Consider the following 18,779-nt stretch of genomic DNA (forward strand, 5'->3'; position numbering starts at 1 on the left):
ATTCCACGGTCGCCGTAGAGGATTCAGTGGACGGGTTTCTCGAGTGCAGTGTTCATTGCGGCCTTCGCCGTACTGGTTTTCGTAGCGTTGTTCAAGGGAGTTTCCAACGGAAGTTGGCTGGCCACTGCCGGATTCGTCGGTCTGGCCATCGTGTTCGTGATCATGGCCGCGCACATGTCGGGCACAGCGGGTATTCGGTACGTGTCACTTTCTCGACGCGTGAGAAGCTGTGACCACCCCCTCTACGGGACAGGCGTCGAGATCGGACAGCAAAGACTGGCCTACGCGGCCATGTTGACTGTTCTGGCTGGGGCGATGACCCACGGGTTCGCGGCAGTTTTCGCATGGGCCGTTGGCCAGGGCTCGACACTTCTACCTGTTGGTCGCGACGGTCGTACTGGTGCAATGATCGCCGGTGCAGCCGGCGTCGTTCTGTTGGCCGCAATGCTGCTGCTTGTGCTCTTACTCAATGTTGTGACCATGTCGATCTTCGAAAGCGGACTTCACCGGACGGTAGCGAAATGGCGGTTCGGTCGATTGCAGGTTGTAGACAGTTTTCTCGCTTGGGAAGACATCGACGACGTCGTTGCCGATGACTATGTCGTTCACGTCGGTAAGTCGGTCGCGAACCCGATGATTCGTCTGAGCCATCACGACGCCGTCCTTGACGACACGTGTGTCGGACAAGATCAGAAAGGAGAACTGGTCGTGCTCGCGTACGACATGGTGTCCGAACCGAACATGTTGCTGTCGCTGGTGAACTTTATGCGTCAAAATCCTGATAAGCGAACAGCAGTGACGCGAGCGGACGCCGTCGAGATGCTGCGGCCGCGCCTATTGTCTACTCGTTTTCGGCTCTCCAGCCTCTCGGCTGGATCCGCATAATCGGCGTGAGCGAGCACAAGTTGGGAGACTCGGCGAACCCAGTTTCGTCGCAGCGATCTTGGATCTGACGCCGGTCCACGACGGGACCCGGCCCGCCCGTTTGCTGGCGATGCTCCCTGGACGTTCCATCGCGGCGGTGCTGGACGGTCAGCGGCCGCGCCACTGGGGTGGGCGCTTTTCGAAGAAGGCGCTGATGCCCTCACTCATGTCCTCGGAGGCGCGGAAGACCTCGATGGCCTGTTTGGTGGCCTGCCAGCCGAGGGTGTCCTCGGCTGCCGTGATCGCGCGCAGCGCACGCAGGGTTTCGCCCACCGCCATGGGGGAGGACAGGCAGATGTCCTCGGCGAGCGTGAGCGCCCGCTCGAGCGCGCAGCCCGGCTCGGCCACCTCGTTGACCAGGCCCAACTGGTATGCGCGTTCTGGTTCGAGGTGGCGGCCGGAGATGAGCAGTTCCCGCGCGATGTTCGGCGGCAGCGCCCGGGCGGCGCGGAAGAGCGCGCCCGAGGTGGCGACGAGTCCGCGTCGGGTCTCGGGAAGACCGAAACGCGCGGTGCGGGAGGCGATGATCGCGTCGCAGGCGAGTGCGATCTCGAATCCGCCGCCGAGCGCGAGCCCCTCGACCGCGGCGATCAGCGGCGTGCGGCGCTCGCGCCTGATGACCCCGTACTCCCCGCCCCGCTCGGTCCGCAGGCTCACGCCCGCGCTGAGGTCGGTGCCCGCGCTGAACACCTGAGCGGTCCCGGTGATGACGCCGGCCCACAACTCCGGATCGTCCTCGAGCCGGTTCAGCGCCGCGTCGATGCCCTCCGCGGTGGCCCGGTCGATGGCGTTGCGTTTGGCCTCCCGCTCGAGGCGGATGACGAGGACCCGGCCCCGACGCTCCTCGACGACGCTCATGCCCGCATCCAGGTCGCGGCCGTGCCGATGTCCGCCCGCGGGGTGCGGAAGGAGTTGGCAGGGTGCTCTTCGTCGGCGTAGCCGAACGAGATGGAACAGACCACTTTCCGGTCCTCGGGCAGGCCGAAGAACTCGCGCAGGTAGGGCGCGCTGCCGGCGAGTGCAGCCTGCGGGATCGTCGCCACACCGAGGCTGTGTGCAGCGAGTAGGAAGGTATTGACGTACAGGCCGCAGTCGACGGCTCCGTAGATCCCGAGGGCCTCGTCCGAGGTGATGACGGCGACATGGGGTGCGCCGAACAGCTCGAAATTCTTCATCGTCTGCGCCGACGAGGCCTGGCGGTCGCCGGGCGCGATGCCCACACTCGCGTACAGCTGCATCGCGCAGTCCTTACGGCGGGCGCCGTAGTCACCCTGATACGCGGTGGGGAAGGGGAAGTCCGGCGCCTGCGGAGAGGACCGCACATACTCGCCGAGCCCTTTCCGGAACCGTTCGGTGCCCTCACCCTCGGTGATCGACACCTGCCAGGGCTGGGTGTTGCACCAGGACGGCGTCCGCTGCGCCATCTCGAGGATCTGCTCGATCGTGCTGCGGGGTACGGGGTCGGTGCGGAATGCGCGGCAGCTGCTGCGGGTGTCGAGCAGTGCTTTCAGCTCGGAGTGGGGGCTGGGGGCCGGCGCATCTATCAAGGTCGGACTCTCCTAATTCTATTGCAGGACAAGGGGATGGCGCGGTGGGGGCTATTCGGCACCGATGGGCGTGTCGCCGGCGATCGATATTCGCTCCATGACGCGTCGCGCCGGGAAGTAGTCGCTCGAAGCGTAGTGCTGGCTGGCGCGGTTGTCCCAGAAGGCGATCGTATTCGGCTGCCAACGCAGCCGTACCTGCAGCTCTGGGCGCATGGCATGCCGGTAGAGCATGCGCAGCAGCTCGTTCGATTCGTCCGCCGAGACGCCGAGGATGCGCTGGGTGAAGGCGACGTTGACGAACAGCACGCGGCGGCCGGTCTCGGGGATGACCCGCACCACCGGGTGCGTGACCGGCGGGAACTGGGGTCGCAGCATGTCGATCGCGTCCTGTGGCATCCCGGAGCCGAACGAACGGAGCCAGTCGTGCTCGGCCTGGAGGTGGTCGATCCGCGCCTTGATGTTTTCGGGCAGCAGATCGTAGGCCGCGCCCATGTCGGCCCACAGCGTGTCCCCGCCGACTGGGGGGATCTCGACCGCGCGCAGGACCGCCGCGAACGAGGGTGTCCGATGCCAGGTTACGTCGTTGTGCCAGATGTTCTCGGCGCCGACGGCGGTCGCGTCCTTGGCCAGCGTCGCGACGTCGATGTCGCTCTGCCCGGGCTGGGTGTACTTGTAGAACGGATGCTGCTCTAGTTCTCCCCACTGTGCGGCGAATGCGCGGTGCTCGGCCCGCGTGATGTCCTGGTCGCGGAAGAACAGCACCTTCCACTCGAGCAGCGCGCGGCGCAATTCCGCCAGGACCTGCTCGGAGAGGTTTCCGCCGAGTCGGATGCCGGAGATCTCGGCGCCGATGGTGGGGGTGTGCGGGTTGAGCGTGAACAGCTCGTAGGGCCGATCGTCCGCGGCTGCCGTCAGGCGTGGGGCGATGATCGGCCCGAAGTATGCCAGCGGGTCGGTAGGGGTGGGGGCAGCGGTGCTGGGAAGCGCGTAGGTCATAGCGTGGCTCCTAGAGGTACGGGGTGGGGATCGAGACTGGTGCTTCGATCATGGCGGCGAGGGTGTCGACGAGGTTGGAGACGATCGCCGTGGTCTCGGCGTCGGTCCGTTCTGTGCCCTCCCGCGTGGCGAGGGCTGTCATGCTGAACATGACGGCGTTGTTGGTGCGCCAGGTCGCGATTTTTCCTGGCGCGGGGCAGAGTTCGACCAATATCTGGTGGACGCGACGGTAGCTTTCCGCCTGCAGGTGTTTCTGGGTCACCTCGGCGAGAACCGGGTCGATCACCGCCTGCACGAGAAAGCGCGCGTAGCGGCTGCCCGGCCGGCCGAGTGTCTCGGCGGCGAGGGGATGCACGAGGGCTTCCACGGCTTGTCGGACGAGCGTCGGATCGCTGGACCGCTCGATCTCCTCGATCAATTCTGTTCTGCGGGCGTTGATGGGTCCCATGCGCGCCGCGATGAGGGCCTCGATGAGTCCTTCACGGGATCCGAAGTGGTACTTGGCCGCCGACTTGTTGGACTGGTCCGCCGCGATTTGGACATCTTTGAGCGTGAGCGCGGGCAGCCCGCGTTCGGCGATTATCTGCTCGGCGGAGTCGATCATCGCGATTCGTGCCGTGATTGGGGTCACAAGATGTAGGTTAAGGTCGTAACCTTAAGCTGTCAAACGTCATCTGATCTTGTGCTGGCAGCGACGTCTGGCGTACCTCCGACTGAAAGAAAGAGTGCGATATGGCCTTGCGTGCACTATCGGGAACCGGCCGCGTGTTGGCCGCGTTCACCGCGGTGGGACTACTCCTCGTGGGTTGCTCGAGCGGCGAATCCGTCTCATCGGCGAGTTCGGACGGCGTGGCCAACGGGCTCGTCGGGGTGCAGTCCGACGGTGATCCGAGGCTGGGCGGGACCATCGCTTACGCCGGATACTCCTCGGTGAGCAGTCTGGACCCGGCCGCCCGCCAGGACGGCGGCTCCACTGGCGGCACCGAGATGGCTGCGCTCTACGACCTGTTGCTGCGCTATGACCAGGATTCCTCCGAGTACGTCCCCCAGCTCGCGGAGTCGATCGCCGCGAACGAGGACAACACCGTCTGGACCGTGAAGCTCCGCGACGGTGCCACCTTCAGCGACGGCACGCCTGTCGACGCGGCGGCAGTGACCTGGAGTATCGAGCGCTACCTGCAGAAGAAGGGCACCCACACGCAGGTGTGGGCGGCTTCGGTCGAGAAGATGCAAGCGACGGACGAGTCGACGGTCACGTTCACTCTCCAGCGTCCGTGGCGGGAGTTCCCGGCGCTGCTGACCAGCGGGCCGGGCATGGTCGTCGCGCCGTCGTCGATGGCCGGCGGCGAGTTCGCTCCCATCGGGGCGGGCCCGTTCACGCTGGAGCGGTTCGCCTCGCAGGAGGAGCTGGTGCTGACGGCGCGTGCGGACTACTGGGGCGGCAAGCCGTACCTGGACTCCGTGCGCTTCCCCGCGATCGTCAACGAGACCACCCGGCTGGAGTCGGTGCAGTCCGGCAACGTACAGATCGGCTATCTGCGCAACCCCGAGAACGTGCACAAGGCAGAGGAGGCGGGTCTGCCCGGCGCGGTGTACACGGCCAACATGGGCGGCACGGTGATCATCAACAACCGCGAGGGTCGCCCGGGTGCGGACGAGCGGGTCCGCCGGGCGTTGGTCGCCGCGTACGACCCCGACCTGTTCAACCAGCGCGTGCAGAGCGACAGTGGAGTGGCGAGCAGCGACATGTTCGCTTCGCAGTCGCGGTGGCACTCCGACATCTCGGGCGCCGGCTACGACCCGGACACGGCCCGCAGCTTGCTCGCCGAGGCCAAGGCCGATGGCTATGACGGAAAAATCGTCTACGTGGGTACCAACGACCCCGAGACCCAGCGCAGCGCCCTCGCGATTCAGGCGATGCTCCAGGACGTGGGCTTCGAGGTCCAGATCAACTACGCCAGCTCGATCAACGACCTGGTCAAGATGCTGTACGCGCAGCACGACTACGACGTCTCCTACGCCGGCTTCAACGTGCTCGACGAGGTGCCGTTCATTCGGATGTACGGCAACCTCCACAGCGCGTCCGCGTCCAACGTGCTCGGCTATGCCAACCCAGCGATGGACGAACTGCTGGGCCGGCTTCAGACTGCTCGCGACGATGACGACCAGCGCCAGACCCTGGCGGACGTCCAGACGCTGGTGAACGAAACTGCGCCGATGGCGGTGACCGGGCCCTATCGGTTGTTCATGCCGTTCGCGGACAACGTGCGCGGAGTGCAATTGAGCTCGGACGGCATCTTGCTGTTCGACAAGGCGTGGACCACCGACTGATCATGTCTTCCGGGGAGATCGACGCGATGCGACGGTAGCTGACCAACCCGGACGATCGTCAGTTTTGTAGAGACAAAATAGTCCCGGCTCCGTGCCGGTGAAGCCAATCGACCAACACTGGAGGACCTCGATGTACCCCGCACTGCACGCCCGCACCCATCCCGACCGCGTCGCCGTCCGGATGAGCGATGGCCCCGGCGTCACCTACGCCGAGCTCGACGAGCGCTCCATCCGGCTGGCGCGTGAACTGCGGGGGCGGGGTCTGCAGGTGGGCGACGGCATCGCGATCCTCGCCGAGAACCACGTCCGGTTCTTCGAGAGCTATTGGGCTGCAGTGCGTTCCGGTCTCTACATCACTGCGATCAACCGGCACAGCACGCCAGAGGAGGCCGCGTACATCATGGCGGACTCCAGTGCGAAGGTGTTGATCTGCTCGCACGGCCTGCGGGAGACCGCCACCGGGCTGTTGCCGTTGCTCGACCCCGCCGTGCACCGCATCATGTTCGACGGCGTGATCGACGGCGTCGAACCCTATGAGGATCTGCTGGCGCGGCAGTCGGCGGAGCCTCTCGACGACGAGCCCCGCGGCCAGCTGATGCTTTACTCCTCCGGCACGACGGGTCGGCCCAAAGGCGTCAAGCGCGCGCTGACCGGCCTGCGGGTCGACGATCCGGCCGCACCGCGGAGCTCCGGCCTGGCCCGCAAGATCACCACGATCGACGAGGAGTCGGTGTACCTCGTGCCCGCGCCGCTCTATCACGCGGCGGCGTTCAACTGGTCGGTAGCGGTGCAGGAGATCGGCGGCACCGTCGTGGTGATGCCGAAATGGGATCCCGAGGAGTTCCTCGCTCAGATCGAGCGGCACCGCGTCACCCACACCCAGGTCGTCCCCACGATGATGGTGCGGCTGCTCAAGCTCGACCCGGAGATCCGCACTCGCCACGACCTGTCCTCGCTGCAGGGTTTACTGCACTCGGCCGCGCCGTGCCCTGTCGACGTCAAGCGGGGGATGCTGGACTGGTTGGGTCCGATCGTCGATGAGTACTACACCGGCACCGAGGGCGTCGGCGTCACGTTCATCGCGGCGCGGGATTGGGGGGAGCGGCCGGGCACCGTCGGCCGGTCGGTGACGGGCGTGATCCATATCTGCGACGACGACGGCGCTGAGGTGGCCACGGGGGAGGTCGGGACCGTGTACTTCGCGCGGGACGACATACCCTTCAACTATCACAATGACGACGTGAAGACCGCCGGCGCGATGCACCCGGACCGGTCGACGTGGTGGACGATCGGCGACATGGGCCGCGTCGACACCGACGGCTACCTGTACCTGACCGACCGCAAGGCGTTCATGATCATCTCCGGCGGTGTCAACATCTACCCCGCCGAGATCGAGGGCCACATGATCATGCACCCCGCGGTCGCCGACGTCGCGGTGTTCGGCCTGCCGGACGCGGACATGGGCGAGTACGTGCACGCCGTCGTGCAGCCGGCGGAGGGCATTGTTCCTGGTCCTGAGCTGGCGGCGGAACTCCTGGAGTTCGCGCGTGAGGGGCTCTCGCGGTTCAAGGTGCCGCGGGTCCTCGATTTCCGGGACCAGTTGCCCCGGATGGAGTCCGGCAAACTCCGCAAGGACGTCCTGCGCGCGGACTACCTTCCCGTGTGAGCTGAGAGGGTCCGGCTGTGGCGGTGCCGGGGGATGGAGTTTTCTTTGTCCTCCGGACAACCGTTGATCTGTGAAACCCGAAAGTCGACCAGCTCCAATATGATTCGACTCACCGACGGCGGCGACCTGCGAGCGGAGTTCGCCGGCCGCCGCGGCTACGCCGTTGGGCTTTGCGTGTCGATGAATACTCTGGACGCTGCGGTCAGTCGTTCTCCGCCCCCACGATCTCGAGCGCAGCAGGCGTAACCGGGTCGAGGGCGTCGTCGAAGTCGTGGTGCTTTTCAACGTAAGCGGCGACGTACGAGCACGCCGGGACGATGCGCTTTCCGTCGGCTTGCGTGCGGCTCAACGCAGCGGAAACGACCTTTGCAGCGAGGCCCTGTCCGGAATGCTGATCGTCAATTTCGGTGTGATGGAAAATCCGCTGGTTGTCGGTATCGATGTAGGCCGCGAACCCGGCGCGCTGCCCGTCCACATGGATTTCGTAACGGTGGTGATCGGGAGCATCGACTATTGTCGGCCCGTGGCCGTCGTTGTTTTGGTCTCCATTGGTCATGATCCCACTATGCCCCAGAATGCCGGGCCGTCGTCCGAATCGGCATCCCGGATGTCACGAGATGAGGGTCGGTTATGAGTAACCTGGAAGCCTCGCCGCAGGAGTTGTCGTGTGAATCGCGCCCTGATCGAGTAGTGCAAGTTCTGGAGGCACGGGAAGTCCCGTTGGGTGGTCCTCGCGCGATGACTGTTCGGCGCACTCTGCCGCAGCGCGCTCGATCATTGATCGGGGCATGGTGTTTCGTGGATCACTACGGGCCCGATGACGTCTCTACCGGAGTTGGCATGCGGGTCCCGGGTCATCCGCATACCGGGCTGCAGACCGTGTCGTGGCTTTTTCACGGTGAGATCGGGCATCGTGACACCACTGGAACCCACGCGATGGTCCGCCCCGGTGAATTGAACGTGATGACTGCGGGCACAGGAATAGCGCATTCGGAATTCTCGACACCGAACACCTCCGTCCTGCACGGTGTGCAGTTGTGGATCGCATTGCCGGCCGATCATCGGTTCACCGAACCTGCATTTCACCATTACGTTCCGCCGATAGTCGAGCACGACGGGGTGCGTGCCGCGGTCTTTCTGGGATCACTGTTCGGCCAGACGTCGCCGGTCGAAATGTTCAGCCCCTTGGTTGGAGCCGAGATCATCGTGCCGGCCGGGAGCAGTGCCCGCCTCGATGTCGATGTCACGTTCGAACACGGCGTCCTCGTCGACAAGGGTGAGATCACCGTGTCCGGCGTAGCAGCCACCACCGGGCAATTGATCTATCACGAGCCCGGGGTCGAGACGATCACCGTGCACGCATCCGCAGATGTCGACGTCCGACTTCTGCTCCTCGGAGGCGAACCACTGAACGAGCGAATCATCATGTGGTGGAACCTCATCGGGCGCAGTCACGAGGAGATAGTCCAGTTCCGCGCGGAGTGGGAGCAGGCGCGTCGGGACACTTCGCCCACCACGCAGTACGGGGCATTCCCCGCAGAATGGGAAAGCACGCTGCCTGCACCGGAATTGCCGAACACCCGGTTGCAACCGCGCTCATGAGATGGCGTCGGGCGAACCGTCGGCAGAGGCCGAGCGTGTACGAGTGAATCGGCGTCAGTGCGACGCAGTGCTACTGAACCAGCAGCGTGTGACGCGCACGCGGCGGACCGAACACCCTTTTTGCAAACCCCGCACAATTGCTCGCGGCTCGGACCTGAATGTGGCGCGCAGGTCGGTAAAAAGGGTGTCCGGTCCACGCGCGCCAACTGTTGCGCGGTTCATGAGAAACTGACCTCATGAGTATCGGAACCTTGATTCTGCTCCGCCACGGCGAGAGTGAATGGAACTTCTCCAACCAGTTCACCGGGTGGGTCGACGTCCGCTTGACGGACAAGGGAGAGGCCGAAGGCAAGCGTGCCGGCGAGCTCCTTGTCGACGCGAACCTGCTGCCCGACGTGCTGTACACCTCCTTACTGCGTCGAGCGATCAGCACGGCGAACCTCGCGCTCGACGCGGCGGATCGGCATTGGATACCCGTCGTTCGTGACTGGCGCCTCAACGAGCGTCACTACGGTGCGCTGCAGGGGTTGAACAAGGCGGAGACCAAGGACAAGTACGGCGACGAGCAGTTCATGCTGTGGCGTCGTAGCTACGACACGCCGCCGCCCGCGATCGAAGCCGGCAGCAAATACAGCCAGGACGCGGACCCGCGCTACGCCGACCTGCCGACCGTACCGCTGACCGAATGCCTGAAAGACGTCGTCGACCGGCTGATCCCGTACTTCGAGGACACCATCGTCGCCGAGCTGAAGGCAGGCAAGAACGTTCTGGTCGCGGCGCACGGCAACTCGTTGCGGGCGCTGGTGAAGTATCTCGACGAGATTTCCGACGCCGACATCGCGGCATTGAACATTCCTACCGGCATCCCGCTGCGCTACGACTTCGAAGCCGGCGAGGGCAAACTGGTACCGAGCAACCCAGGCGGAACATACCTGGACCCCGAAGCAGCGGCAGCAGGAGCGGCAGCCGTCGCCAATCAGGGCGGAAAATAGGACCTTCGGCGGTTCGTCGGCTCCATTCGGTGACCGATACCCCGAACTCCAGATGAACGGTCGAAGAACACTGTCGCCGAGAGCGGTTGCCACCAGGGGAATGCCTGCGCCCTGGCTAGACGAGCTCCGCATCGAACGTACGATTCCGGTGTGAGTGTTGCATCGGCTGTGCTGCTGGCTATCGCAGCGGCCTTCGTTGGGTACCTCGTCGGCGGTGTTCTGATTCCGTACCTCGCGACTCGGCATTCGGCGCGGACACGTGCGGCATCGGGATTGACGATGCCGCAGGTGCTGGACCTGATCATTCTCGCGTCGGAGAGCGGCATCGCCGTCGTCGACAGATTCCACGACGTCGTCCTGTCGAATCCGAGGGCGGAGGAGCTCGGCCTGGTGCGCAATCGACTCATCGACCCTCGTGCCTGGGAAGCCGCACAGAAGGTCCTCGGTGACGGGAATCCCGTCGAGGTCGACATCAGTTCGAAGGAAGCCCGGACGACGACGAGCCGGGACCGGATGGCGGTGCGGTGCGTGGCTCGGCTGCTGAGCAAAGAGGACCAACGTTTCGTTGTCCTGTTCGCCGACGACGACTCCGAGCAGGCCCGGATGGAAGCGACGCGTAGGGACTTCGTCGCCAACGTCAGTCACGAATTGAAGACACCCGTCGGTGCGATGAGCCTGCTGGCCGAAGCACTACTCGAATCCGCAGACGACCCCGACTCGGTCCGGCATTTCGGCGGTAAAGTCGTCGCCGAATCCAAGAGGCTGGGCAGCATGGTGAGCGAGCTGATCGCACTCTCTCGCCTGCAGGGCGCCGAAAGGCTCCCCGACCTCGACGTCGTGGATGTCGATACCGTCGTCAACCAAGCCCTCGATCGGTCGAAGCTCGCATCGGAGAACGCCGGACTCAGCGTCACCACGGACCACCCGAGCGGCCTCGAAGTGCTGGGGGACCAGGCGCTACTCGTGACGGCCCTCGCCAACCTGATTCAGAACGCGATCGCATATTCGCCCGATGGCTCACCGGTCTCGGTGAGTCGAGGTCTTCGTGGCTCGAATGTTGCGTTTGCGGTTACGGATCGGGGAATCGGCATCGCCAAGGAAGACCAGGAGCGGGTCTTCGAGCGATTCTTCCGTGTCGACAAAGCGCGTTCGAGAGCCACCGGCGGCACCGGCCTCGGTCTGGCGATCGCCAAACACGTCGCAGCCAACCACAACGGCAGTCTTTCGTTGTGGAGCAAGCTCGGCACCGGATCCACCTTCACCCTGCAGATCCCGGCTTACTTCGAAGAAGACGACCCTGCGTCGACAGAAAGAGAGACACAGTGACCAACGTGCTTATCGTCGAGGACGAGGAATCGTTGGCCGAACCTTTGGCCTTCATTCTCCGGAAAGAGGGTTTCGAGGTCACCGTCGCCGTAGACGGCCCTTCGGCGCTCGCAGAATTCGATCGGGCAGGCGCGGACATCGTGCTCCTCGACCTGATGCTTCCCGGCATGAGCGGAACGGACGTCTGCAAGCAACTGCGTTCGCGTTCAGGTGTTCCCGTCATCATGGTGACCGCGCGTGACAGTGAGATCGACAAGGTGGTCGGGCTCGAACTCGGCGCGGACGACTACGTCACCAAGCCTTACTCCGCCAGAGAGTTGATCGCACGTATCCGCGCGGTGTTGCGTCGGGGCAACGATGCCGAGCTGGACGGCATCGTCGACACCGGCGTGCTGGAAGCGGGGCCGGTTCGCATGGACGTCGAACGGCACGTAGTGCTGGTGAACACCGAGCAGATCACGTTGCCGCTCAAGGAATTCGACTTGCTCGAATATTTGCTGCGCAACTCCGGGCGGGTACTCACCCGCGGTCAGTTGATCGATCGGGTGTGGGGTGCGGACTACGTCGGCGACACCAAAACCCTTGATGTGCATGTGAAGCGGCTGCGATCGAAGATCGAGCAAGATCCGGCCAAACCTGAACGCCTCGTCACCGTGCGCGGGTTGGGTTACAAACTCGAGGGCTAGACGACCCTGTCGTAGACGAGTGGAAGTGCTTGTCCGCGGAGCATTTCCACTCGCCTGGGACTACTTGGTCCGCTGTGCCTCGCGGGTTGCCGGGTGGACCGCGATGAGGCCCAATCCTCGACGACGCTTGCACAGCGACGCCAACTCGTCGTACGCGGGCTTTCCGAGCATCTCGGTCAGTTCGGGCTTGTACGACTCGAAAACCTGCTTCTCTCCGACGTGCGCATCGGGAGAGCCGGAGCAGTACCAGGAAAGGTCGTGACCGCCCTCGCCCCATCCGCGACGGTCGTATTCGCCGATGGTCGTCTTGAGGATCTCGGTGCCGTCTGGCCGGGTGATCCAATCCTGCGTGCGGCGGATAGGCAGTTGCCAGCACACGTCGGGTTTGACCTCGAGCGGCTCGATGCCTTTGCGTAGGGCCATCGAGTGCAGCGCGCAGCCGATGCCGCCGGCGAATCCGGGGCGGTTCTGGAAAATGCACGCACCCTTGTACCGACGTGTGCGCAGCGATTGCTCGTCGTCGAGGTCGTCGAGTTCGACGTAACCCTTCTTCCCGAGCCCCTTGTCCATCAGTTGCCAGTCTTCCGGCGTGAGCAACTTCACGGACTCGTCGAGCTTGCGCTTGTCGTCGTCATCGGACAGGAAGGCGCCATGTGAGCAACAACCGTCGTCCGGGCGACCGGCAACCGTGCCCTGACAGGCAGGAGTACCGAATACACACGTCCAGTTGGACAGAAGCCATGTCAGATCGGCCGCAATGATGTGCTCGGCGTTGTCGGGATCGGGAAATTCCACCCATTCGCGAGGAAAATCCAGATCAACTTCTGCAGCAAAAGTCTGCTGCCCACTACCTGGTGTCACAAGAGAGGACGGTAGACCCAGTACCGTGGTCATGTGCGATTAGGGGTGCTCGACGTCGGAAGCAACACCACACATCCATCGGTGATGGATGAGATTGTCGGTGGCTTCCCCGATCCTGAACTTCCCGCAAGCGAACGCTTCGACGTTCTGCGGGGTGGGCTCGAATCGGAACTGCCGACGGATTTACCGGCTGCGGGCGAGGCGGACCGTACGGTGGGAACGTCGAGGACGTTTCGATCGTTGGTCCGAAGGCCGGGCGCGGACCGTGCAGGATGGGGATGCGTCGGTGTCGATCGGTCACCACAGTCGGTGTCAGGAGCTTTGGTAGCGGAGGCGAGCATGCGAGCACTGTCGATCGACCCGATCGAAATCCGTCCGAGGGCGCTGAGGGAAGGTTTGATTGTGCGGAAGCTGGACACCGAAACGACCGGCGATCCGGTAGTGAGTTCGAAATGACGAGCAACAACGCAAATCCGGAGGACACCGGGCAGATCTCCGTTGCCGAGCTACTCGCGCGGAACGGTCAGAAGTCGAACCTCAATTCGGGTGGACGCCGCCGTCGAGGCGTCAAGGGCGGTATCTCCGTCGCCGAGTTGACCGGGGAAATTCCCGTCGTGCGCGACGAACCGGTCTCTGCCGAAGCGCCGGTCGTCGAACCTCCGCGTGCCGCCCTGCCGTCACCGCAGCCGACGCCCAAGCCTCAGTTTCAGCAATCGACTCGCAGGCAGCAGGAGCCGGAACTGTTGTCGGGATCGACGACAGCTGCAGCCGATCTGCTCAATCAAGCTCACGACGAGAACGAGCGTCGGCCTTACGAGTCGGCGGCCACTCAGCGACCGGTGCCGGTCCGTTCGCGTCAAGCACCAGTGTCGCGTCAAGAAACAGTGTCGCGCCAAGAAACAGTGTCGCGTCAAGAAACAGTGTCGCGTCAAGAAACAGTAGGGAAGCCGAACCAGGAAGCTGAACCGGTCGAGCGCAGTTCCCGCACTTCAGGCTTCGTTCAACGCAGCCGGTTCTCACGCATCGAAGCAGATGCTGTTCCGAAGACCGTCGCGGTCGACGAGCCGTCGCAGGCTCGGCCGCGTGCGGCCGATCAGCCCAGCACAGCCGCGATGCCAGCGCAGTCGCGACCGCAACTCTCCGACCCGGTCCGGCCCAGGACGCCACTGAACCCGGTCGTGGCAGCTGAAAAGAAGTCGGTCGAAAAGAAATCACCGGAAGCTGAAAAGAAGACGGCGGCGTCGCCCGCTGCAGCACCGACACCGGATGCGAAGCCGAAGCTCGGAAGAGCGTTCGAGCGGCGCGCAGCATCGAAGCCCGACGACGCTGTGACCGAGGTGACCGATGCCGTCAAGGTTCGACCGGTCGACAAGAAGGTCGGACCGGTCGTCGAGAAGGTTGAGAAGGACCAGGTAGTCCCCGAAGATGACCTCGCGACGGAGGCCGCGGACGCCTCGAAGGAACGATCCGACAAGAAGAACGCTGCCAAGCAGTGGCTCGCACTCGCAGGTCAGGGCGCCGTCGCAATCGTGGTGGGCGCACTCTTGTTCAAGGGCTTCGAGAAGCTCTGGGACATGCTGCCGTGGGTTGCCCTGATATTGGCAGTTCTCGTCATCGTCGGGTTGGTAGCCGTGGTGCGAATTCTGCGTCGAACCGACGATTTGCTCAGCATGGTGATAGCCATAGCGGTCGGGGTGTTCGTGACATTGGGACCGCTGGCTTTCCAATTGAGTACGGGCTGAGTTGACAGTGGCGCCGAAAGGTTTGGTAGCAGTCGGATTGTCCACAGCTTCGGTGTATCCGCAAAACACCGAAGCGGCGTTTCGCTATGCGGCAGAGCTCGGCTACGACGGCATCGAGCTGATGGTGTGGGCCGAATCGGTGAGCCAGGAAGTCGACGCCGTTGCATCGCTCTCTCGTAAGTATTCGATTCCGGTGCAAGCCATCCATGCCCCTTGCCTGCTGATTTCCCAACGAGTCTGGGGCGCCGACCCGGCCGCAAAACTTGAACGTTCGGTGCAGGCTGCAGAGAAATTGGGTGCCTCTACAGTCGTGGTGCATCCGCCGTTTCGGTGGCAGCGGAAGTACGCCGACGGATTCGCTGATCAGGTGGCGGACCTCGAGATGGGTTCGGACGTCGTGGTCGCCGTCGAGAACATGTTCCCGATGCGGGCGGACAGGTTGTTCGGGCGCAAGGAAGGATCTGCGGCGAGACTTCGCAAGCGTGGCGGCCCTGGTGCTGCGCTATCGGCGTTCGCGCCGTCCTACGACCCGACTGATTCCGGGCACGCGCACTACACGCTGGATCTGTCACATACGGCAACTGCCGGGACCGATGCGTTCGAGATGATGGATCGCATGGGTGCGGGCCTGGCGCATCTTCATCTGGCCGATGGTAGGGGCGCGTCGGTCGACGAGCATCTCATTCCCGGGCACGGCGAACAACCGTGCGCCGAGGTGTGCACGGAGTTGGTTCGTCGCGGTTTTCGCGGGCAGGCCGTCATCGAGATCAATACGCAGAACGCGCGCACGCTGCCCGAACGAGCGTCGATGCTCGGGCAGGCCTTGGCCTTCGCACGGCGGTATCTCGGGTAGTTCGGCTCCCACGGTGAGGTAAAGTTTCCTGGATACTACGGCTATCCAAATGGTCGAAGCGTCCCATTGGAACGTCGAGGGAGCACCGGTGCGCTCATCCGAGCTCGTCGCCAGATCTGGCGTGCCACTCGCGACGATCAAGTACTACCTCCTCGAGGGCCTTCTGATGCCGGGGAAATCCACCAGTGCCACCCAGTCGACGTACGGGGACGATCACCTCGAAAGGCTTTCGCTGATCAAAGCTCTGGCCGGAGCTGGATTGCCCATCGACAGAATCCGTAACGTGCTGGAGCTGATCGAACACCCCGCAGAATCTCTCTACGAGACATTGGGCAATGCGATCGCCGAACTACCGCCAGTGATCGACCACGTGTGCGCGGAGTATCCGCGTGCCGAAGCCGTGTTGGCTAAGCTCGGTCAGATCTACGACCCTTGCTTCGTCGCGGTAGCGCAGCTGGAACGGGCACTGCAGGCCGCCGAGGACGTCGGCATTCCCATGACGGACCAGCGCCTCACGGCGTACGGCACACACCTTCGGGGGATCGCCGAAGCCGAGCTGGCGATGATGCCGATTGAATCCACCGCTGCTGCCGTCGAGTACGCGGTATTGGGAACCGCCATCTACGAGCCCGTGATCACCGCCCTGCGCCGCCTCACACACCAACACCTTGCACAAAAGATCTCCACCCCTCCATGACCTCACCCCATCGAAAGGCTCGACCGATGACCGAACCCAGCCCCTTTCGTTCGGCCACAGCACTGACGACCCTCACTCGCACCGACGTCGAGGGCTCCTTCGCAGCAGTGATCGACCCCATCTGGACCATCGGACCCAAGGTGCACGGTGGCACGATGCTCGCCACCTGTTCGGCAGCCGCGAAAGCTCAGCTCGACGACGCGCAAGCGCAACCTCTCGCCGTGAGCGTCAGCTACCTGAATGCGCCCGACCCCGGGCGAGTGGATCTGACGACGATCGTGCGCAAGCGTGGCAAGCAAGTATCGAGCGTCGACGTCGAAATGTCTCAGGCCGGCCGGGTGGCGGTGCGGGCCGTCGTCACTCTGGGGCGCCCGGACACCGATTCACCGCGACACGAAGTGCCCTCGGCGCTCGCGTCGATGCCGATCGAACCTCCTGCAGATGCCGACGCGGTCGGCGGGGAACATCCGATGGCGTCGGTAGTGCACCTGGCGCAGGGGTGCGATATGCGAATCGACCCGACATCGGCACACTTTCTTACCGGTAAACAGGGCGAATCAGAGATTCGTATGTGGGTCCGGCCCCGTCCGGGCGACGAAGCCGATCCCGACACCGCAGTCCTGTTCGCACACATGACCGGTGACATCTGCGCACCAGTGACGATGAACCGCGGACTGTTCGGCTGGGCTCCCACCGTGCAGTTGACGTCCTACCTTCGTTGTCGACCCGCTCCTGGCTGGTTGCGGGTAGCTGCGAGCAGCACCGTGATCGGCGCTACGTGGTTCGAAGAAGATCATCTGGTGTTGGACTCGACCGGCGCCGTGGTCGTGCAGAGTAGGCAGCTGGCGATGGTCCCGCGCTAGGCACGGTGAGGTCGCCTCTAGAGTTGCGGCCATGACGAGAATTGCTGTAATCGGCGGCGGTCGCATAGGCGAGGCACTGATCGCTGGGCTGCTGGAGTCCGGGCACCCTGTCCGCGACCTGGTGGTAGCGGAGAAGTTCGAGGCCCGAGCCCGCGAGTTGGCCTCGGCGTTCGGGATCCTGACGGCGTCGATCGCCGAGGCGTCGGAGAACGCCGATGTCATCGTGCTGGCGGTCAAGCCTGGCGATGTGGATGCCGCGCTGACCGAGGTCGCCAAGATCGACCTGGACGGCGAACGCGAACAATTGATCGTCTCACTCGTCGCCGGGGTGCCGACTTCGAAGTTCGAATCCAAGCTTCCAGCAGGCTTCCCGGTCATCCGGGTGATGCCGAATACGCCGATGCTCGTGGGCGAAGGCATGAGCGCGCTGGCCCCGGGGCGACACGCGAAGTCCGAGCACCTCGCACTCGTACGGACTGTGCTGTCCTCGGTCGGCAAGGTGGTGACGGTGAAAGAGTCTCAGCTCGACGCCGTCACGGCTGTTTCGGGATCCGGGCCGGCGTACTTCTTCCTCGTCGCCGAGGCGATGATCGACGCGGGTGTCGGCCTCGGATTGGCCCGCGATGTGTCCACTTCTCTCGTCGTTCAGACGATGGTGGGGTCCGCGGTGATGCTCGATCGGTCCGAAGAGTCCGCAACGGAGCTTCGTTACGGGGTGACTTCTCCTGGCGGAACGACGGCCGCGGCAGTGCGTGAATTGGAAACAAATGGCCTCCGAGCAGCGTTTTTCAACGCTTTGGGGGCCGCGAAGCGCAGATCCACTGAGATGGGCATCACAGCTGAATAGGGATTCGATTGCCCACACCCGTCGCAGTAACCCCATTGGTCCCGCTAAGCTCATCAATAGCACGTGCGTGTCTGTTCGGCAGGAGGGGAAGCCTGCCGCGCGAGACGTGCCGGAGGTAAGTGGATCAATGACGCCTATAAGCAAGCCCTCCAAGGGTTCGTCCCTGGATGGCCAACCAGCTTTTGCTGGAACACAGTTCCTCACAGTCGCCGAAGTGGCGTCACTGATGAGGGTGTCCAAAATGACTGTGTACCGACTGGTACACGGCGGAGAGTTGCCCGCAGTACGGGTGGGTCGATCGTTTCGTGTGCACGCGAAAGCTGTGCATGATTACCTCGAGACCTCGTACTTCGATGCGGGCTGAGTAGCGCTCGCACTTTCGGGTGAAGTCGGGCCGGTTTCGCAGATGAATGTCTGCACCGGTAAGATCTACACTCGTCGTGCCAGTCGCTGTTGTTGCATCGGGCTCTGGCTTCTGCAGCGCCCGAGCGCCAGCTTGGGGATCGACAACTCCGCAAGGGGTTCGAGGATGCCAGGTAGGCGTACGCAACTTCGCGTGCGCGAAAACGTAGACAAGAACGTGAGGAACACCCGCCATGGGTTCAGTGATCAAGAAGCGTCGCAAGCGCATGTCGAAGAAGAAGCACCGCAAGTTGCTTCGTCGTACCCGAGTTCAGCGCAGGAAACTCGGTAAGTAGAGTTCCTCGAAAGGGGCCCGTCACCTTATGGTGTCGGGCCTTTTTTGTTCGGTGAGCCACCCAGTTTTCGACGTCGGGAGTCCTGAAAAGCACTCTTGTCCGGATCTGCATTCTTCCTGCACAGGGTGCCATTTCTCGTACTCTCACA

The 18,779-nt window shown here is 63.7% G+C and carries 20 protein-coding genes and 1 pseudogene; 15 read left to right on the forward strand and 6 right to left on the reverse strand.

Annotation, left to right across the window (positions count from 1 at the left end; all coding sequences use genetic code 11):
* Positions 1 to 48 precede the first annotated feature (48 nt).
* Positions 49 to 885, forward strand: a complete 837-nt coding sequence (locus tag E5720_RS13720; RefSeq protein WP_136171112.1) for a hypothetical protein — start codon at positions 49 to 51, stop codon at positions 883 to 885.
* 147 nt (positions 886 to 1,032) lie between these two features.
* On the opposite strand, the gene E5720_RS13725 is transcribed toward E5720_RS13720, so the two are convergent.
* The 4 genes from E5720_RS13725 to E5720_RS13740 are packed head-to-tail and all read right to left on the reverse strand — an operon-like array spanning position 1,033 to position 4,098.
* The gene (locus E5720_RS13725; protein WP_136171113.1) at positions 1,033 to 1,782 is read right to left on the reverse strand and encodes an enoyl-CoA hydratase-related protein; all 750 of its coding nucleotides are present in this window, start codon (positions 1,780 to 1,782) and stop codon (positions 1,033 to 1,035) included.
* Positions 1,779 to 2,471 carry a nitroreductase gene (locus tag E5720_RS13730; protein WP_210729867.1) on the reverse strand — a complete coding sequence of 231 codons (693 nt, stop codon included), beginning with the start codon at positions 2,469 to 2,471 and terminating at the stop codon, positions 1,779 to 1,781. Before E5720_RS13730 ends, E5720_RS13725 begins: the two co-directional genes overlap by 4 nt.
* 51 nt (positions 2,472 to 2,522) lie before the next feature.
* A complete protein-coding gene (locus E5720_RS13735; RefSeq protein WP_136171114.1) occupies positions 2,523 to 3,467 on the reverse strand; it encodes a TauD/TfdA family dioxygenase in 945 nt (314 codons plus the stop codon).
* 10 nt (positions 3,468 to 3,477) lie between these two features.
* On the reverse strand, positions 3,478 to 4,098 hold the full coding sequence (locus E5720_RS13740; RefSeq protein WP_247595956.1) for a TetR/AcrR family transcriptional regulator: 621 nt from the start codon (positions 4,096 to 4,098) through the stop codon (positions 3,478 to 3,480).
* A gap of 101 nt (positions 4,099 to 4,199) precedes the next feature.
* On the opposite strand from E5720_RS13740, the gene E5720_RS13745 reads away from it, so the two are divergent.
* Together E5720_RS13745 and E5720_RS13750 are read left to right on the forward strand one after the other, a co-directional pair.
* Complete coding sequence (locus E5720_RS13745) at positions 4,200 to 5,798, forward strand: ABC transporter substrate-binding protein (protein WP_136171115.1); 1,599 nt, start codon at positions 4,200 to 4,202, stop codon at positions 5,796 to 5,798.
* 130 nt (positions 5,799 to 5,928) lie between these two features.
* On the forward strand, positions 5,929 to 7,464 hold the full coding sequence (locus E5720_RS13750; protein WP_136171116.1) for an acyl-CoA synthetase: 1,536 nt from the start codon (positions 5,929 to 5,931) through the stop codon (positions 7,462 to 7,464).
* 202 nt (positions 7,465 to 7,666) lie between these two features.
* On the opposite strand, the gene E5720_RS13755 is transcribed toward E5720_RS13750, so the two are convergent.
* Positions 7,667 to 8,020: a GNAT family N-acetyltransferase gene (locus E5720_RS13755; RefSeq protein ID WP_136171117.1), complete on the reverse strand. Its 354-nt coding sequence runs from the start codon at positions 8,018 to 8,020 to the stop codon at positions 7,667 to 7,669.
* A 74-nt stretch (positions 8,021 to 8,094) separates the two neighbouring features.
* On the opposite strand from E5720_RS13755, the gene E5720_RS13760 reads away from it, so the two are divergent.
* The 4 genes from E5720_RS13760 to E5720_RS13775 all read left to right on the forward strand — a co-directional run bounded on the left by E5720_RS13760 (position 8,095) and on the right by E5720_RS13775 (position 12,070).
* The gene (locus tag E5720_RS13760) at positions 8,095 to 9,066 is read left to right on the forward strand and encodes a pirin family protein (RefSeq protein ID WP_136171118.1); all 972 of its coding nucleotides are present in this window, start codon (positions 8,095 to 8,097) and stop codon (positions 9,064 to 9,066) included.
* 236 nt (positions 9,067 to 9,302) lie between these two features.
* Positions 9,303 to 10,058, forward strand: coding sequence for a phosphoglyceromutase (locus tag E5720_RS13765; RefSeq protein ID WP_136171119.1), 756 nt, complete (start codon positions 9,303 to 9,305; stop codon positions 10,056 to 10,058).
* Positions 10,059 to 10,208: 150 nt separating this feature from the next.
* The gene (locus E5720_RS13770) at positions 10,209 to 11,384 is read left to right on the forward strand and encodes an ATP-binding protein (RefSeq protein WP_136171120.1); all 1,176 of its coding nucleotides are present in this window, start codon (positions 10,209 to 10,211) and stop codon (positions 11,382 to 11,384) included.
* Positions 11,381 to 12,070, forward strand: a complete 690-nt coding sequence (locus E5720_RS13775) for a response regulator transcription factor (protein WP_084346208.1) — start codon at positions 11,381 to 11,383, stop codon at positions 12,068 to 12,070. Before E5720_RS13770 ends, E5720_RS13775 begins: the two co-directional genes overlap by 4 nt.
* A 60-nt stretch (positions 12,071 to 12,130) precedes the next feature.
* Here E5720_RS13775 and E5720_RS13780 read toward each other — a convergent pair whose 3' ends face one another.
* Positions 12,131 to 12,931, reverse strand: coding sequence for a hypothetical protein (locus E5720_RS13780; protein ID WP_084346392.1), 801 nt, complete (start codon positions 12,929 to 12,931; stop codon positions 12,131 to 12,133).
* Positions 12,932 to 13,123: 192 nt separating this feature from the next.
* Between E5720_RS13780 and E5720_RS13785 the strand changes: the two are divergent.
* The 8 genes and pseudogenes from E5720_RS13785 to E5720_RS13820 all read left to right on the forward strand — a co-directional run.
* A pseudogene (locus E5720_RS13785) lies at positions 13,124 to 13,387 on the forward strand (hypothetical protein); the annotation flags it as partial.
* Positions 13,384 to 14,673, forward strand: coding sequence for a hypothetical protein (locus E5720_RS13790; protein ID WP_136171121.1), 1,290 nt, complete (start codon positions 13,384 to 13,386; stop codon positions 14,671 to 14,673). The pseudogene E5720_RS13785 and the gene E5720_RS13790, both read left to right, overlap by 4 nt.
* Positions 14,674 to 14,680: 7 nt before the next feature.
* Entirely contained in the window at positions 14,681 to 15,526 is an 846-nt protein-coding gene (locus E5720_RS13795; protein ID WP_186627793.1) for a sugar phosphate isomerase/epimerase, read from the forward strand.
* 88 nt (positions 15,527 to 15,614) lie between these two features.
* Entirely contained in the window at positions 15,615 to 16,223 is a 609-nt protein-coding gene (locus E5720_RS13800; RefSeq protein ID WP_136171122.1) for a MerR family transcriptional regulator, read from the forward strand.
* A 26-nt stretch (positions 16,224 to 16,249) separates the two neighbouring features.
* Positions 16,250 to 17,086 carry a thioesterase family protein gene (locus tag E5720_RS13805; protein ID WP_136171123.1) on the forward strand — a complete coding sequence of 279 codons (837 nt, stop codon included), beginning with the start codon at positions 16,250 to 16,252 and terminating at the stop codon, positions 17,084 to 17,086.
* A 31-nt stretch (positions 17,087 to 17,117) separates the two neighbouring features.
* Positions 17,118 to 17,933, forward strand: coding sequence for a pyrroline-5-carboxylate reductase (gene proC, locus E5720_RS13810; RefSeq protein WP_136171124.1), 816 nt, complete (start codon positions 17,118 to 17,120; stop codon positions 17,931 to 17,933).
* A 127-nt stretch (positions 17,934 to 18,060) separates the two neighbouring features.
* Complete coding sequence (locus tag E5720_RS13815) at positions 18,061 to 18,297, forward strand: helix-turn-helix domain-containing protein (protein ID WP_136171125.1); 237 nt, start codon at positions 18,061 to 18,063, stop codon at positions 18,295 to 18,297.
* A 232-nt stretch (positions 18,298 to 18,529) separates the two neighbouring features.
* Positions 18,530 to 18,631, forward strand: coding sequence for an AURKAIP1/COX24 domain-containing protein (locus E5720_RS13820; RefSeq protein ID WP_003402602.1), 102 nt, complete (start codon positions 18,530 to 18,532; stop codon positions 18,629 to 18,631).
* Positions 18,632 to 18,779: the final 148 nt, after the last annotated feature.

It is taken from the genome of Rhodococcus sp. PAMC28707, assembly GCF_004795915.1.
In the GTDB taxonomy this organism is placed as follows: domain Bacteria; phylum Actinomycetota; class Actinomycetes; order Mycobacteriales; family Mycobacteriaceae; genus Rhodococcoides.